This is a genomic window from Algoriphagus zhangzhouensis (assembly GCF_900148515.1).
In the GTDB taxonomy this organism is placed as follows: Bacteria; Bacteroidota; Bacteroidia; order Cytophagales; family Cyclobacteriaceae; genus Algoriphagus; species Algoriphagus zhangzhouensis.
The window spans coordinates 325,723-341,554 of sequence record NZ_FRXN01000001.1 but is presented as its reverse complement, the minus strand read 5'-3'; the positions used below and the strand labels follow the sequence as shown (position 1 = coordinate 341,554).

Sequence of the window (15,832 nt, the reverse complement as noted above, 5' to 3'; positions counted from 1 at the left end):
TTTAAATTCTTAAGGTTTTTATTTACTCATCAATTCCTCGAAATCATCGCGGATGTAAATCACATTTCTACCTAATTCAATCCACTTTTTCTTCTCTAGCTGTTTTAAAAGTCTAGAAATCACCTCGCGAGAGGTCCCCAATTCTGTGGCTATTTCCTGATGGGTTGTATGCAGCTCGTTGGTTTTGTGCTGCTTCATTTTGGTTACTATGTAGCGCATCAATCGCTCATCCATTCTTTTGAAAGCCACTGCATCCAGTGCAATTAGCATTTCTTGAAATCTACTTTGATAGGTGGAAGAGACAAAATCTTTCCATTGCTTAAACTCATCGGATAATTGCTCGTGAAAGGCAATTGGAACACTCAACATCACAGTGGGCTCTTCTACAACTGCCTTGATTTCACTTGGTTTGGAAGCCGAGCAGCAAGTCAAGGATAAAGCACAAGTTTCCCCTGCATCCAAGTAATACAAAAACAGCTCTTTGCCATCTTCATCCATTCTCATTATTTTAATAGAGCCTTCCAAGACTACTGGGACCATTTTGATGAATTTACCTGGTTCCATTAAGACTTTTCCAGGTTCCAAATGCATGATTTGTCCTTTATCCAAAAGGATTTCCAAGAGTTTAGGATCTGTGAAATTGGGAAGTGCTGATTTGAGTTCTTCTATTGTCATGATTCTTTTAAAAGCTGCAAAAGTATTTTTTGGTTCCTCTGCAATAAGTGATAATTATCACAAGGAAGCAATCAAAAAATGAGCATGTAAAGGCAATATTTTCTATTAATTTTTTAGTGAATACAAATTTAATACTGAGAAGTGACGTAAGTCACAAAATTTTATTTTAATTAATAATACCTTTTGACCAATAAAAAGATCCAAACTATGAACCATTTTGAAATAGTAATTATTGGAGGTGGCACTGCAGGAATAACCGTAGCAGCACAATTGAAGAGAAAAGATAAAAACCTTCAAATCGCGATAATCGAGCCTTCAGAAAAGCATTATTACCAACCAGCTTGGACTTTGGTTGGGGCAGGTACTTTTGATTTTAAGGACACCGAAAGAGATGAGGCGGATTACATCCCGCACGGTGTGGAATGGATAAAAGATAAAGCCACGGGAATTGACCCAGCAAAAAATGAGGTAAGCACAGAATCATCTGGTCCAGTCACTTATGATTATTTAGTGGTAGCCCCTGGATTGGTTATGGCCCCTGAGTTATTGCCAGGCCTTCAGGAAGCCATGGACAAAAAGGTGGTTTGTAGTAATTATACTGACCCAGAGCATACTTGGGAGGTTTTGAAAAACTTCAAAGGTGGAAATGCAGTATTTACCCAGCCCACTACTCCAATCAAATGCGGTGGAGCACCACAAAAAATCATGTATCTAGCTGAAGATTATTTTAGAAAGGCAGGTATTAGAGATAAAACAAATGTAGTATTTGCCACACCTGGAACAGTGATATTCGGTGTGCCGGATTTTGCAAAAACTTTGAATAAAATTATTCATGATAGAAATATCATATTCAAACCTTTCTATGCTCCGGTTCGGATAGATCCCGAAAATCAAATCATTTATTTCAAATATGCCAAACCAGGTGAAAGCAATTGTACGATCATGGAAGGAAATGTGATTGGCGAAGAATTAAGTGGAGATACTGAAATCAAAATTCATTTTGACATGCTTCACTTGGCACCACCTCAAGCAGCGCCAAAATTCATCCAGGATAGCATAGTTTCCATTCAAGAAGGTCCAGGCAAAGGTTGGGTTGATGTTGATATACATACACTTCAACATAAGCGTTTTCCAAATATTTTCTCTTTAGGCGATGTAGCCCATCTCCCAACAGCAAAAACCGGTGCAGCGATCAGAAAACAAGCTCCAGTTGTAGTAGCAAACTTATTGAAACTGATTCAAACTCAAGAAGCGGGAAAAGAATCCTATTCCGGATATTCCTCCTGTCCATTGGTAACTGGATATGGAAAAATGGTCTTGGCAGAATTCAAATATGATAATGTCAGAGATAGTGATCCATTGATTTCCAAATTTGTAGATACGACTAAAGAGCAATACAGCATGTGGCTACTGAAAAAATATGGTTTACCATTTATGTATTGGAATCTGATGCTGAAAGGAAAAGCGTAGCATTTTTTCTTCATAGACTGGGAGCCCAAGCCGAATATTGGTTTGGGCTTTTTTGTAGCATATCCAATTACCTTTTCGTTGGGTAAAAAAAGGCTATTTTTATACCATGCAGTTCAATTCGAAAAAGACACTTCTTACACTCGCAATTTTTTCCGGGATGGCCTTGCTTCCCTTAAGTTGTAATATTGTGGATCCTTTTTGCAATAGCTCATGTGGCTGTGGATCTACTCCTACTGTCACTGATTTTCTCATTCAAGATTTTGAAATACAAACTCTGCAATCCAATGGAAATGAGGCAGATTCAGAAAGTTTTTATCCCTTTGATCAACTTTCTAAAGTAATCACTTTGGGAGAAGTTGAGTATCTAGCTTTGGAAACTTCCTCAAGTTCAAACGGAATTCCGGGCCTTGCATTTGCTTGTAGTATTGCTCCGCCAAAATCTGCTAACAAATTGAAAAACATCCAGATTTTCAATACAGAAGAAGTTAAGTTGGAAAGTGGCGAAGTCCTAAAGGTCGGTGATAACATCAGCCATCTATTTGGGCTTAATTATTACCACAATCAAGGGCTGGAAAGTATTGCCGATTTCATTGAAAATGGAGTGGAAATTTACTTGGATGATTCCTTCAAACTCCAGTTTCAAAACGATCCAAAAAAGGAGCTGAAACTATCTTTTAGCATCCAAATCCAACTCGATGGAGGGCAAGAATTTAACTATCAAAACGAGGTTTTGAGGATTAATTAACAAGGATCATTTTAAAACCTGATAAAAATCTTTTTTATTTTTCTTTAGATTCATTCCAAATAAATTATTTTTGCATTCCGAGAATAGAAATTACCGGAATCCTTATGACTGCAGACCTAATTCCCTTATCAAAAAGTGCGATAATTAAAGACATCGCAAATTCCCCTTTAAAGATCAATTTGATGGAGTTGGGATTCCTGCCAGGTAAAACGATCACCCTCCAACACATCGCTCCTATGAACGGCCCTATGGCTTTTCGTTTGGATGAAACGATTCTTGCTCTTCGAAAGACTGAAGCAGCTCTTTTGGATGTACAAATCCTCTGATTACATGTCTGAACCAACTCAAACTCCCCTAGTAAAACCATTGAAGATCGCCATTATTGGAAATCCAAATGTGGGGAAGTCAACCATATTCAACCAATTAACTGGCCTCAATCAGAAAATTGGAAATTATCCTGGAGTGACTGTCGATAAGAAAACCGGGGTGATGACTCACCAAGGCAGCACTTACGAGATAATCGATCTTCCGGGAACCTATTCTCTTTATCCAAACTCTGAAGATGAAATCATCGCTCATAGAGTTTTGAATCAATTGAGTGAAGTGGAGCGTCCGGATTACGTATTGATGGTCGTGGATTCACTCCAAGTCTCAAGAGGTCTCTTTCTCGCTTCGCAGCTGATTGATTTGGGATTAAACTTGGCTTTGGTATTGAACATGGCCGACATGGCCGAAAAGCAAAGGTTGGAGATCAAAGGTTATGAGCTTTTCAAGTCATTGGGAGTTCCGATCTTGAGTACTGATGCCAGGGGAGCAAAAGGCATCGAACAGATTCGTGAGCTAATTCATCAGAAGAATTTTTCAAAATCCAGTGAATTCCTTTCTGTCAGCGAATATCTGGACACACAGATCCTATCTGATGTCAAAGAAAAATTCGAGGTTAAAAATGATTATCAAGCCTACCAAATTCTTCGATTTGGATTGAAAGACAAAGGTCTTTCTCAGGAAAAAAGAGATTGGATTGCTAATAAATTAAAATCGATTCACGTGGATCTTCCAGCAGCTCAGTTGGAAGAGACCAAATTGAGATATAGGAAAATCACAGGGATCATTGAAAAAGCCCTGAATAAGAAAGAAATAAAGGAAAGAAGATCTTCTGCGATCGATAAAATCATCCTACACCCTGTTTTCGGATATTTGATTTTTGCTGCAATCCTATTGGTGATGTTCCAGGCTATTTTCGCATGGGCATCCGTACCAATGGACTTGATCGATGGATTCTTCGCTGATTTAGGAGCTTGGGTAAGCACGAGTCTCCCTGATGGCCCATTGACAAGCTTATTGGCAGATGGAATTATTCCAGGCATTGGTGGTGTGGTAATCTTTATCCCTCAAATCGCCATGTTATTCGGCTTCTTAGCCATTTTGGAGGACACGGGATACATGTCACGTGTAGTTTTCCTAATGGATCGCTGGATGAGACCATTTGGTCTTCATGGCAAAAGTATCGTTCCTCTTGTTTCCGGTGTTGCTTGTGCCATTCCTGGAGTCATGGCGGCAAGAAATATTGGAAACTGGAAAGAAAAGATTATCACCATCATGGTCACTCCTTTGATGAGTTGTTCTGCCAGGCTTCCAGTTTATATTATTTTGATTGGATTGGTAGTACCAAATGAAACGGTTCTTGGCTTTGTCAATATGCAAGCATTAGCCTTGTTGGCCCTTTATTTATTGGGAGTTGTTGGCGTTTTGGTAACTGCTTTTGGATTGAAAAACATCCTAAAAACTGCTGAAAAGAGCTTCTTGATGGTAGAATTGCCTAGTTATAGAACACCAAGATGGAAGGACGTGGTTATCACCATGTACAACAAATCCAAAACATTTGTAACTGAAGCAGGAAAAGTCATTTTAGCGATTTCTGTTATTCTTTGGGTTTTGGGTTCCTATGGACCACCTTCCAAAATGGATGAAATCCGTGCCGCTAGCGAATTGAGATTGGCCGAGGTAAATTCGGATGAAGAAATCGAAACTATTGAAGCAGAAACTTCTTCACTTTTGTTAGAAAATTCCTTCATCGGAATCATGGGAAGAGCAATCGAGCCTGCGATCAGACCTTTGGGTTATGATTGGAAAATTGGAATCGCATTGATCACTTCATTTGCTGCAAGAGAGGTTTTCGTATCAACTATCGCAACTATCTACAGTATCGGAGGAGATCCGGAGGACGATTCTACGATACGGGAAAAGTTGGATTCACAGATCAATCCAGTAACTGGAGATAAGGTCTTTAATAAAGCTACCGCATTCTCATTAATGGTTTTCTATGCCTTTGCTATGCAATGCATGAGTACGCTGGCTGTGGTTTACAGGGAAACTAAAGGTTGGAAATGGCCGTTAATTCAAACAGTATACATGACTGTTTTGGCCTATGTATCTGCACTGATTACTTATCAAATATTCTCCTGATTATGTGGCAAGAAATTATCGTTGGAATAATCGTATTGGCGGCCTTGGCCTATTTGGGAAGAAGATTCTTCTTCCCTGCTAAAACCCAGCCTGGGTGTGACAAGTGTGCCAAACCTTGATTGTTAAATCAAGTCATTGATTTTCCTGATTTTTTGATAATTTCAACGCATGGGCAAAGTTGCCAGCCAAAGTATTCAGACCACCATTTTTTCCTACATCGGAGTAGTCATTGGCTATTTCAATGTGCTTTGGCTTTATCCCTATGCCTTAGAGGCAGCACAATTGGGTACTTTCCGCACCATTCAGGACCTAGGGTTACTTTTTGTTCCTTTTGCACAGTTAGGCTTGGGACATGGAATCACTAGGTATTTTCCCAAGCTAAAAAATGGTCAATCGGCTTTTCTAAGCTTCAGTTTGCTCTTGGCATTTATTGGTTTTCTGATCGTCAGTTCGATGTTTTATATCTTTCGGGAACAGGTCATCGGGCTATTTTCAAAAAATTCACCTGAGGTCATCAACTACCTTTGGATAGTGCTGATGATCACTTTTTTGGCATTGGCAAATTCCATTTTGGATGCCTATAGTCGCTCTTACCTGAAAGTGGCAATTCCTGCTTTTTTCAGGGAGGTTTTACTTCGTCTATTGACAGGACTATGGATTTTATCTTTCCTGGGTGGTTGGATCAATTTTGACCAGTTGATGGCTGGATTGATTCTAGTCTATGGAATACCACTTGTCGGGATGCTTGTCTACCTGATTTGGTTAAAAGTACTCCGTTTAGATTTCAATTGGAATTCATTTCCGGAAGGTTTTCGTTCTTCTTTTTTGAAATTCAGCCTGATAACTTTTTTAGCAACAGCTGCTTCTACTTTGATTTTGAAGATCGATAGCATCATGGTCAGCTCCATGGTCAGTTTGGAGGCTAATGCCATTTATACCATTGCTTTTAGCATGGCCTTGGTCATAGAAATGCCCCGAAGAGCCATATCACAAGTGGTTATGCCAGTGATTGCCGATCACTTTTCAAAAAATGAAATATCAGAAATCAACACTCTTTACAAGCAAGTATCTCGAAGACAACTATATATCTGCCTCTTACTTTTCATTGGCATTTGGGCAAATATTGATTCGATTTATCATTTCATACCAAACCGGGAGATCTATGAAAGCGGCAAATGGGTGGTATTATTTATTGGAGTGGGAAAGCTTTTTGATGTGGCATTTTCAATCAATGGCGAAATTTTAGTTTTCTCAAACTATTATCGATTCAATCTGATTGCCACCGTCATCATGAGCGGGATGATTATTCTATTTAATTATCTGCTGATACCTATTTACGGAATCGAAGGAGCAGCCATCGCATCAGCTCTAGTGATGTTGCTTTTCAACTTGGTGAAATTCATTTATTTGAAAATCAACTTAAAGCTCAACCCTTTTGATCTGCACAGCTTAAAAATTTTAGGGGCCGGCTTACTTGTTTTATCATTGGCTAGCTTCCTACCAGTCATGGAAAATCCATTGATCAATATGGGAATTAGATCAATTTTAATAGTAGTATTATATTGGATGATCGCTTTGTCAGGATTCTCTGGAAAAGAAGAGCTGGAATGGATTAGGCAAAAAATTAAAAAGCCCGGATCTTAGAGTGTTACAAACCTCCTTATAGACAAGATTTGAGCTGCCTGAGAACCGCAAACTTCCACTGTTATCCTGCCGAATGGCGAGGCCCCAATAGCTATCGGGGTGAGGCCTGTTTTTGGAAAGGGCTTCACTCGGTATTTTGTTAAATTGTGAAGTTTGAACATGTCAGCGACCCGGACTCCTGCAAATATACGATATATTCATCGAGGGGTTAAGGATACTGAAAGAAATTAAAATAAAATGTTAATCCTGTTTTTAAACAGATCATGAAATAGAATTTTATTTGGATATTAATTGCAATAATTCAATACCTAAATAAATATTAGATTAAAACTAAATAAAATCAAAATTTTATACCGATACAGAACTTTAAATTTCCTTTTTAACTTTAACTTTGCGAATCCAAATCCAGGAAGACTATGTACTTGATTAAAAAACTGATTGTTTGTCTTGATCAGACCACTTTGGATAAAACTCTGATCCAATATGCCTCTTTTGTTGCAAAAGTAAACCAGACTAAAAAGGTTTATTTCGTCAACGTAATCAAGAATTTATCGGTACCTAAAGAAGTCCTGGAGGAGTTTCCAAATTTGGTCGAAAACATGATCAATGAAAGACAAGAAGCCATGGAAACTGTCGTTAAAGAGAACTTTGGAAATACGAAAAACATTTCATTAAACTACATCGTCAAAGAAGGTTCGCTTTCAAAGAAGGTCCTCAAATTAGCAGAAGAAAAATCTGCTGACATGATCATAATCGGTAGAAAAGTTGATTTACCTGGAACTGGAGTCGCTTCCCTGCGATTGGCAAGAAGAGCTTCCTGCTCTTTGATGATTGTTCCTGAGAACTCAGTTGCCAAGTTGAGCAAAATCTTAGTTCCTTCAGATTTTTCAGAATACTCCAAAGATGCCCTTGAAGAAGCAATCATGATTGCCAATAAGCACGGAAATGTTGAAATCGTCTGTCAAAACGTATTCACCGTACCATCAGGTTATCACTTCACAGGCAAAAGTTACGAGGAGTTTACTCAGATCATGCAAATGCATGCTGAGATCAATTACAAGAAGTTCATCCGTAAAATAGATACAAAAGGAGTCAAAATCACTCCTATCTATACCAAAGACGAGGATGATGATCCAGTACAAGAAATTGTCTCCAAGGCTATGGAAATCGAAGCTGACGGAATCATCATTGGCGCTAAAGGCCGTACCGCAGCAACAGCTCTTTTCATTGGAAGTATGGCAGAAAGATTAATCCAATACAATGACAGCATGCCTCTTTTGGTAACTAGACCAAAAGGAAAGAATGCCGGAATTCTGGATTATATTCTTGAAATCTAAAGTGTCTCTGCACTGAAGGTATCTCCCTGTCTTAAATCTCCAGTATCAAATCCTTTCTTAAACCATCTCATACGCTGAGCGGAAGTTCCGTGCGTAAATGAATCAGGAACTACCCTACCAGTGGCTTGTTTTTGAAGTCGGTCATCGCCAATGGCATTTGCAGCATTGAGTGCTTCTTCCAAATCTCCTCTTTCCATCATTCCACTGGTTTTTTGACTATGATGAGCCCAAACACCTGCTAAAAAGTCTGCCTGCAGTTCCAATTTGACAGAATACTGATTGTATTCCTTTTCGCTGACTTGACCTCGGAGATTGTGGACTTCATCAGTTATTCCCATGATTTTTTGAATATGGTGCCCTACTTCATGGGCAATTACATAAGCTTGAGCAAAATCTCCGGGAGCATTCAATCGGTTTTCCATCTCTTCAAAAAAGCTTAGATCAATGTATAACTTTTCATCGCCAGGGCAGTAAAAAGGTCCGGTTGAAGCACTAGCATTCCCACAGGCAGAAGAAACAGAGCCCGTAAAAAGAACAAGAGTTGGTTCTCGATAATTTTCGATTAACTGGTTCCAGACGATTTCAGTATCACCTAAAATGATTGTACTAAATTCGGCCAAACGATCTTCCTCAGCCGTTGGCGTATAATTGGTTTCTGTGGTAAAACCCTGGCTTCCTCCTCCTAAGAATCCACCGATGAAATTCAAGGGATTTGTACCGGTTACCACAGAGAAAACAATCACAATCCCAACGATGATTAGACCAGTTTTGGAAAATAAGATTTTCAGCAAAGGACCAATCAGCAAAGGATTGAATCCTCCACCTCCGCCTCCACTTTGTCCCCTTCTATCTTCAACATTTTGACTTTTTCTACGGCCTTCCCATTTCATAATTATTCGTATTAGTGTAAAAATCCTAGCCTTTTAGGGCATTCCATGGAAAATAAATTTTTCGCTTTCCTAAAATTAACCAAATTGACAAAAAAGTATCGAATACTTACTAAATCTTTCTTTAAACCCTTAAACCTATGAATCGCAATTTTTCCCAGATAAAAATGAAATCAATTTTAGTAGCCCTGTTTCTAATCGGAAGTTACTCTTTCTCTAATGCCCAAGTTGGTGTTGGAACTCCACCTATTGAGGGTGCAGAACTGATGCTTGACGGCAGTAAAAAAATGCTTTTGGACAAATGGGAGTATTGGAAAGGCCCTCGATTCAAAGCTGAAGATCCAATCAAATGGGCTGAAGTAAAAGATCCTGTTACCGGAGGAAAAGCAATCAGTTCCAATGACCCATCAGCAGCTGGAGGCCTTTATGGTGCAGCAGATATAGTAACAAAGAAAAAATTAAAAGACTTCAGAGCTCATGTAGAGTTTTTGATCGAAAAAGAAGGAGGTAACAGCGGTGTTTATCTTCAAAATAGATATGAAATCCAAGTTCTTGATGGAGATTATGGACTTCATGGCATGGCTGCAGTGATTAATGAACACCTTCCAAAAGAAGAAGCCTATAATGGAATTGGAAAATGGAATTCTTACGATATCGTATTCAAAGCAGCACGTTTTGAAAATGGAAAATTGGTTGAACAACCCAAAGTGACCATTTATTTCAATGGCAAAAAGATCCATGAAGACGTGAGTATCCAACAAGTTTGGGGTGGTCCCAACTCAGGACTTGATGGTGGAAATGAAGGCGGAAAAGGAATTACAGATACTCCAGGTGGTCTAAAACTTCAAGCTGAAGGACATGATGTCCTGTATCGAAATGTCTGGATCAAGGATTTGAATTTGGATGGTAAGTCTACAGATTTTTAATGATTGAAAAAGCAGGCTTTTGGCCTGCTTTACTTTTTTATCGAAATAAAAAACTCCACTAAAAAATGGAGTCTTTAAAAAATTGAATAATCTAAAAAATCAACTTAATTTAAAATTAATAGGGAGCCTCATTTCAGTTCGGACTTTCTTCCCATCTTTTTCTCCTGGAGTCCAATCTTTTGATTCTTTTATTACCCGCAAAGCCTCTTGATCGCAGCCGGCTCCAATTCCTCTGAGAATCTCCACATTAGAAACCGAACCGTCAAGTTCTACTACAAACTTCACAGCCACAGTCCCTTCAATTCCTTTTTCTTTCGCAGCTTCAGGGTATTTTAGATTTGTAGACAAATAAGTAATCAATCCATCCATCCCTCCTTTGAATTGAGGAATTTTATCCAATTCCTGAACCTCATTTGCTTTAATTGTTTCTTGAGCTAAAGAGATTTGAGATAGGCCTATAGTTAGGAATAGGACCAAAGAAAGTACACTTAATTTTTTCATGTTATTTTATGGTTTAGTTTTCAAAAAAGGGCAAAAAAAGACTCCCCTGAAACCGGGGAGTTTTTCAAATAATCACCCCTAGATTTTAGCTTAATTTAAATCGGATTGGAAGTCGCATTCTTGTTCTTACCTCTCGATTTCTCTGTTTTCCAGGTTCCCAATTAGGTGCATTTTGAATCACCCTTACAGCTTCTGCATCACATCCTGCTCCAACCCCTCTTAATATTTCAACATCTTGAATGGAACCATCTGTATTAATGACGAAAGCTACAATCACAGTACCTTCTATTCCCATTTGTCTAGCTTGAGCTGGATAAGTCAGGTTGGAGGCCAAATATGCATTCCATCCTTCCATTCCACCAGGTGGTAGCGGTTGAACTTCTACAATATCAAAAATTTCATCTGCAGAAATTTCAGTAACACGGCCATTGACTAATCCTTTCAAGTCAGTAGAACCATCTTCATTGACAACTTCTACAATTTGATCGGGCTTGATTGGTTCATCATCCAAATTCTGCTCACAAGCAAATACAAATACCATCAATGCCAACATCGGCACTACGAGCAGAAATCTACTCTTCTGCGCCTCATTAGATTTTGTTTTGTTCATCATCACAATTCGTTTTTTGGTTTGAAACTGGTTGAAAGAATTCATCAACTGCCATCCTTGGTCCTGAGCGACCAGTTTTACAAGCAATCTTGAATAATCAATCTGGGAATACGATTGAGTCACCCCCTGATCTGCCTGATATTCATGCACTTCTCGAAGCGATTTTTCAAAGCTGTAAACCAGTGGATTGAACCAAAAAACAGCTTTACATAATTGGATCAAAATCAAGTCCCAGGTATGCTTTTTGGACACATGGATAGACTCATGCAATAAAATTTGCTTCTGATCTGGATCTTCTGGATCATACTTTGGCAAAAGAATATAATTGAAAAAAGAAGCTGGCTCAAAGCTTGGATGCACTGCCAGTTTCATCCCTTTGTAATCGTATTTTTCGACCAGCTGCAATTGAAAAATCGGCTTTGCAAGACCTAATGAAAATTTCACCAAGCCCACAAACAAGCCTACCAAATAGACTCCCAAAAGTGCCTCTTGCCAGGTAATACCCGATTCGGTTTGTACACCTTGCCCTACTTGAAAAGTTGGCATGGTATATTCCAACATAGCGGAATCAGGATTATTTAATTTGAAGGATAAAAACGGGAGAACAAGAACCATTGTCAATAGGCTCAATAAGACTGTCCTATTCCAATCAAAAAATGTCAGTCTTTCCAAAACAAGTTTAAAAAAGACCCAGCCTATCGCCAAGATCAAACTCCCTTCTAGGAGAAAATTGAAGAGGATTTTCATTTCTTACCTTTCTTTTCGTAGTCATCAATCAACTTTTGTAAGTCTTCCACTTCATCTTTGGAGATCTTTTTTTCTTTGACCATAAAAGAGAGGAAATTTCCAACAGAACCTTCAAAGAAATGCTTCACCATATGGTTAATGCTTGACTTTGAGTACTCTTCCTGGCTCACTGTGGGAATATACATGTGAGTCGTACCATAAACTTTATGAGTTAAATACCCCTTTTTCTCCAATAATCTAATCGTAGAAGCCAAAGTGGTATAAGGTGGCTTAGGTTCTGGCAATTCATCCAAAACATCTCTAACCAAAGCTTGTCCTTTTTTCCAAAACAAACGCATGACGCGTTCTTCCTGCTGCGATAATTCTTTCATATCTCTAATGTAAAATGAATTTTTTAAACTTCCTATTAAATTTTCGTAGATCTACTTCAAAAAAATAAGAAGAGTAATCAAACTCCTCTTATTCTCGTATCAAAACAGTCTCTGAAAGCACTGGACTAACCATGAAATACCCCAATACATCTCCTCCGCCTTGCTGGATTCGAATATTGTTATCTGGATTTTGAGGTGGCGGGCTAAATAAACCTCCATCATTATACAGGAGTCCGACTAGTTCGGTGAAATAGTTATAAACATCCCGATTCATCCGAAACAATTCCATTCTCACCCTATCCCCTTCATCAAATGCATAACCAAGTTCCAATCCTTCTTCAAAGAACTTTAGGCCAAAAGTGTCATCAAATAACAAATAATCATCCCTGCTATTTTTCAAGGAATCATTTTCGATAACCCGAATTCGATAATAATTATCGTCTTCAAAAGGGATTTTGCCATAGGCTTTAATAAAATAACCCTCATCAAAAAAAAGACGCTCCTCTTTAAATTCATAAGTCAAACTATCCAAAATTGGCGGAGCGAGCATAGTGCCTGAAGAGACAAAATATTTATCCTGCCACGCAACATGAAGCTCATAGGTTCTTCCTATTTCAGCGACCACTTGATTGTCCGAGCTTTTATAGGACTCCGTTTCTGGATAATAGGTCAATTTTATAACCATATCCCTTTCTGGAGTCATCACAAATACTTCTGCGTCAGAAATAATCGGTCGGGCTGTAGTATCAAAATAGTTCTTGGCCAGGGTAATTTTCACTTCATTATAATAGTCTTTGTCAGTCCACACTCCTTCGATGACGGGAATCGCTTCATCTATGGTCGCCAAAGGCAAATCCACCTCCTCCTGACAGGAAAACAATGCAATCAATACCAAAAAGGAAAAGTATCTTTTCATCAAAACTGGAAATTATAGGTTACTGAAGGGAGGAATGTAAATAGATAAGTCATGACGATCCCCTGTTTGGTAGATGTGATTGGTCCATCGTCTGCACCGTAACGGAAATCATCATTATAAATCTCTCTAAACTCATAAGCGAATGGATTTTTTCGTCCATATAAATTGTAGACGCTGAAATTCCAGCTTCCTCTCCACTTTCTACCCTTATTTGGGTTCTTTAAAGTGACCGAGGCATCCATCCGATGATAATCTGGGAATCTATCTTGATTTCTATATTTGGAATAAAGGGGCAATTCTTGATTATCCACTGGATAAGTGCCTATTGGAAAAGAAACCGCTTGACCTGTCGAATAAACAAAAGTCACCCCAGCAGACCATTTGGCATTAAACTCATGATTCAGCACCAAAGTGACATCATGAGGCCTATCGTATCTAGGATTATACTTTTCGCCCTCAGAAATCCCTTCAATTTGTCTCCAGGTTCTTGACCAGGTATAGGCTAGCCAACCCGTGGTATTCCCCACATTTTTCCTTAATAAAGCTTCAACCCCATAGGCCCAGCCTTTTCCAGTCAAGATTTCCGTTTCTACATTGTCTGAAAACAAAACTTGGGCACCATTCCTTAAATCAATGATATTTTGAAGGTCTTTGTAATAAGTTTCTATGGAAAGCTCCCAACGGTTTTCATCAAAATTCTTAAACACACCAACTGAGACCTGATCGGATCGGATAGGCGGAACATATGTCCCTGCCAAAATCCATCTGTCAATCGGAAGTCCCGCAGAGCTGTTGGAGGCAATTTGAACATATTGGTAGTTGCGGTTATAGGCTGTTTTGATGGACAATTCCTCATTGATCAAGTAACGAAAAGCAACTCTTGGCTCCAATCCCTGATAAAACTGCATATTTTCGAATCTACTGTATTGAATAGAATCAAGCACCTCAGCCTCTGGTGTAGGAATTCCTCCTTCATAAATATAGTCCGTGCCTGCCCCCATCTGATTGTACAAACCCCATCGTAGGCCGACTTCCGTACTCAGTTTGGGAGTAAAGTGATACGTAGCTCCAGCGAAAACATTGTTCAACAAACCATTTTTAGAACTGGTAGTAATCGCTTCAAGACCGCTATTCTCCAAGGGTAAAAGCTCAATCGGTGTAAACCGATATAATTGACTATGAAAACCCCAATATGTCTGCAAATTGGAGCTTTTAGAGAAATTCCATTGGGCCTTCATTCCCGATTCAGAAAGTTTATTTTTCCACTCAAATCCATTATCTGGATCGTTGATTTCTATCTTGTAATTGTAATTGGAGTGATAGGCATCCAAGTCAAAGAAAAGCTGATCTGAAATATTTCTGGACCACTTGGCAGCTGTCACCCAATTACTCCATCCCAATCCAAATTCATCATTGACTCCCAAAAAGTCCCTGCCTTGATAGCTTGAAATGGTGATCTTATCTCTGTCAGAAAGTCTAAAGGACAACTTTCCACTCAAATCATGAAAATTCAATTGATTGTCGCGGATATCCTCATTACCAAAAACTTTGAGAAAAACGTCAGCATAGGTTCTTCGTGCAGAGATCACAAAAGTGGACTTGTCTGAAAACAAGGGGCCATCTAAAGTAACTCGGGAAGAAATAGTCCCGATCCCTCCTTCTCCATGGATTTGATCCGTATTTCCCTCCTTCAGCGATACATCAATCAATGAAGACAATCTACCTCCAAACGATGCTGGCATATTACCTTTGTACATCTCTACCTGATCCAGGGCATCTGGATTGAAAACAGAGAAGAATCCAAAAAAGTGAGAGGGGTTATAAACAGGTGCGCCATCAATCTGAACTAGATTTTGATCAGCCGATCCACCCCTTACAAATAAGCCAGTCGTTCCCTCTCCTGCAGTTTGCACCCCAGGTAAAAGCTGAAGACTTCGCAGCAAATCCACTTCTCCGAATAGGGCTGGAATATTTTTGATCGTCTCTATAGGAACCCGAGCTTTTCCAGTTTCCAAATTTCTCACATTTTCATCGGGTCTTCTTTCCTGAATAATCACCTCCTGAAGGGACATTTCTTCAGGGTTCAAAAAGAATTTCAAGTCTTTATCCAGGTCCTTTTGGGTGATATCCCGAATGGAGGTTTCATACCCTATAAAGGAAATCACCAGCCTGGCAGGTAAATCTAAAACTGCGATAGAAAAAGTACCATCAGTTTGAGTTACAACACCTGATTGTGGATTCTTTTCCCAATAAACATTGGCTCCAGGAAGTGGTGAAGAGTTTTCAACATCAATGACGAGTCCCTTAAAAACTCCCTTTTCTTGGGCAAAAAGGTTTTGGAACAAAAACGAAGAGAAAAGAAATAGAAAAGCAAAAAATGCCTTGGTAGAAAATCTCATGGATTGAAATTAGACCCTGTAATTTATAGCCTACACGTGATCTAAAAATTAATGTTTGTTAATTCTTTGAATAAGCTTTCTTTACAGCTTGACCGTTGGTGGTAATTTTCTTTTAAAGTAAGCTTTATTTTATAATTT

General features: G+C 38.9%; 14 protein-coding genes and 2 pseudogenes. 8 read left to right on the top strand and 8 right to left on the bottom strand.

Going from position 1 to position 15,832, the window contains the following annotated elements:
- Positions 1 to 18: 18 nt before the first annotated feature.
- Positions 19 to 675, bottom strand: coding sequence for a Crp/Fnr family transcriptional regulator (locus BUF13_RS01425; RefSeq protein WP_073569966.1), 657 nt, complete (start codon positions 673 to 675; stop codon positions 19 to 21).
- 207 nt (positions 676 to 882) lie between these two features.
- Between BUF13_RS01425 and BUF13_RS01420 the strand changes: the two genes are divergently transcribed.
- The 7 genes from BUF13_RS01420 to BUF13_RS01390 all read left to right on the top strand — a co-directional run bounded on the left by BUF13_RS01420 (position 883) and on the right by BUF13_RS01390 (position 8,337).
- A complete protein-coding gene (locus tag BUF13_RS01420; protein WP_073569965.1) occupies positions 883 to 2,145 on the top strand; it encodes an NAD(P)/FAD-dependent oxidoreductase in 1,263 nt (420 codons plus the stop codon).
- A 106-nt stretch (positions 2,146 to 2,251) separates the two neighbouring features.
- Entirely contained in the window at positions 2,252 to 2,890 is a 639-nt protein-coding gene (locus BUF13_RS01415; RefSeq protein ID WP_073569964.1) for a hypothetical protein, read from the top strand.
- A gap of 104 nt (positions 2,891 to 2,994) precedes the next feature.
- On the top strand, positions 2,995 to 3,216 hold the full coding sequence (locus tag BUF13_RS01410) for a FeoA family protein (protein WP_073569963.1): 222 nt from the start codon (positions 2,995 to 2,997) through the stop codon (positions 3,214 to 3,216).
- 4 nt (positions 3,217 to 3,220) lie between these two features.
- Positions 3,221 to 5,356 carry a ferrous iron transport protein B gene (gene feoB, locus BUF13_RS01405; protein ID WP_073570800.1) on the top strand — a complete coding sequence of 712 codons (2,136 nt, stop codon included), beginning with the start codon at positions 3,221 to 3,223 and terminating at the stop codon, positions 5,354 to 5,356.
- Entirely contained in the window at positions 5,278 to 5,475 is a 198-nt protein-coding gene (locus tag BUF13_RS20900) for a FeoB-associated Cys-rich membrane protein (RefSeq protein ID WP_483188885.1), read from the top strand. The genes feoB and BUF13_RS20900 overlap by 79 nt, the downstream gene beginning before the upstream one ends.
- A 49-nt stretch (positions 5,476 to 5,524) precedes the next feature.
- Positions 5,525 to 7,000 (top strand): lipopolysaccharide biosynthesis protein, encoded by a 1,476-nt coding sequence (locus BUF13_RS01395; RefSeq protein ID WP_073569961.1) that lies wholly within the window; start codon positions 5,525 to 5,527, stop codon positions 6,998 to 7,000.
- Positions 7,001 to 7,416: 416 nt separating this feature from the next.
- Positions 7,417 to 8,337 (top strand): universal stress protein, encoded by a 921-nt coding sequence (locus tag BUF13_RS01390; RefSeq protein ID WP_073569960.1) that lies wholly within the window; start codon positions 7,417 to 7,419, stop codon positions 8,335 to 8,337.
- Here the strand turns inward: BUF13_RS01390 and ypfJ are convergent.
- A complete protein-coding gene (gene ypfJ / locus BUF13_RS01385; protein ID WP_073569959.1) occupies positions 8,334 to 9,227 on the bottom strand; it encodes a KPN_02809 family neutral zinc metallopeptidase in 894 nt (297 codons plus the stop codon). The two genes, BUF13_RS01390 and ypfJ, sit on opposite strands and share 4 nt — an antisense overlap.
- A gap of 164 nt (positions 9,228 to 9,391) precedes the next feature.
- Here ypfJ and BUF13_RS01380 point away from each other — a divergent pair, with 164 nt between their 5' ends.
- On the top strand, positions 9,392 to 10,150 hold the full coding sequence (locus tag BUF13_RS01380) for a 3-keto-disaccharide hydrolase (RefSeq protein WP_073570799.1): 759 nt from the start codon (positions 9,392 to 9,394) through the stop codon (positions 10,148 to 10,150).
- Between the two features lie 99 nt (positions 10,151 to 10,249).
- On the opposite strand, the gene BUF13_RS01375 is transcribed toward BUF13_RS01380, so the two are convergent.
- From BUF13_RS01375 to BUF13_RS01350, 6 genes and pseudogenes are all read right to left on the bottom strand, one after another.
- Complete coding sequence (locus tag BUF13_RS01375) at positions 10,250 to 10,651, bottom strand: energy transducer TonB (RefSeq protein WP_073569958.1); 402 nt, start codon at positions 10,649 to 10,651, stop codon at positions 10,250 to 10,252.
- 85 nt (positions 10,652 to 10,736) lie between these two features.
- Positions 10,737 to 11,057 (bottom strand): annotated as a pseudogene (locus BUF13_RS20780) (energy transducer TonB); the annotation flags it as partial.
- A 216-nt stretch (positions 11,058 to 11,273) separates the two neighbouring features.
- A pseudogene (locus BUF13_RS20775) lies at positions 11,274 to 11,633 on the bottom strand (M56 family metallopeptidase); the annotation flags it as partial.
- A gap of 371 nt (positions 11,634 to 12,004) precedes the next feature.
- Complete coding sequence (locus BUF13_RS01360) at positions 12,005 to 12,379, bottom strand: BlaI/MecI/CopY family transcriptional regulator (protein ID WP_073569957.1); 375 nt, start codon at positions 12,377 to 12,379, stop codon at positions 12,005 to 12,007.
- 88 nt (positions 12,380 to 12,467) lie between these two features.
- Positions 12,468 to 13,295: a DUF4249 family protein gene (locus tag BUF13_RS01355; protein ID WP_073569956.1), complete on the bottom strand. Its 828-nt coding sequence runs from the start codon at positions 13,293 to 13,295 to the stop codon at positions 12,468 to 12,470.
- The gene (locus tag BUF13_RS01350; RefSeq protein WP_073569955.1) at positions 13,295 to 15,694 is read right to left on the bottom strand and encodes a TonB-dependent receptor; all 2,400 of its coding nucleotides are present in this window, start codon (positions 15,692 to 15,694) and stop codon (positions 13,295 to 13,297) included. The genes BUF13_RS01355 and BUF13_RS01350 overlap by 1 nt, the downstream gene beginning before the upstream one ends.
- Between the last annotated feature and the right edge of the window lie 138 nt (positions 15,695 to 15,832).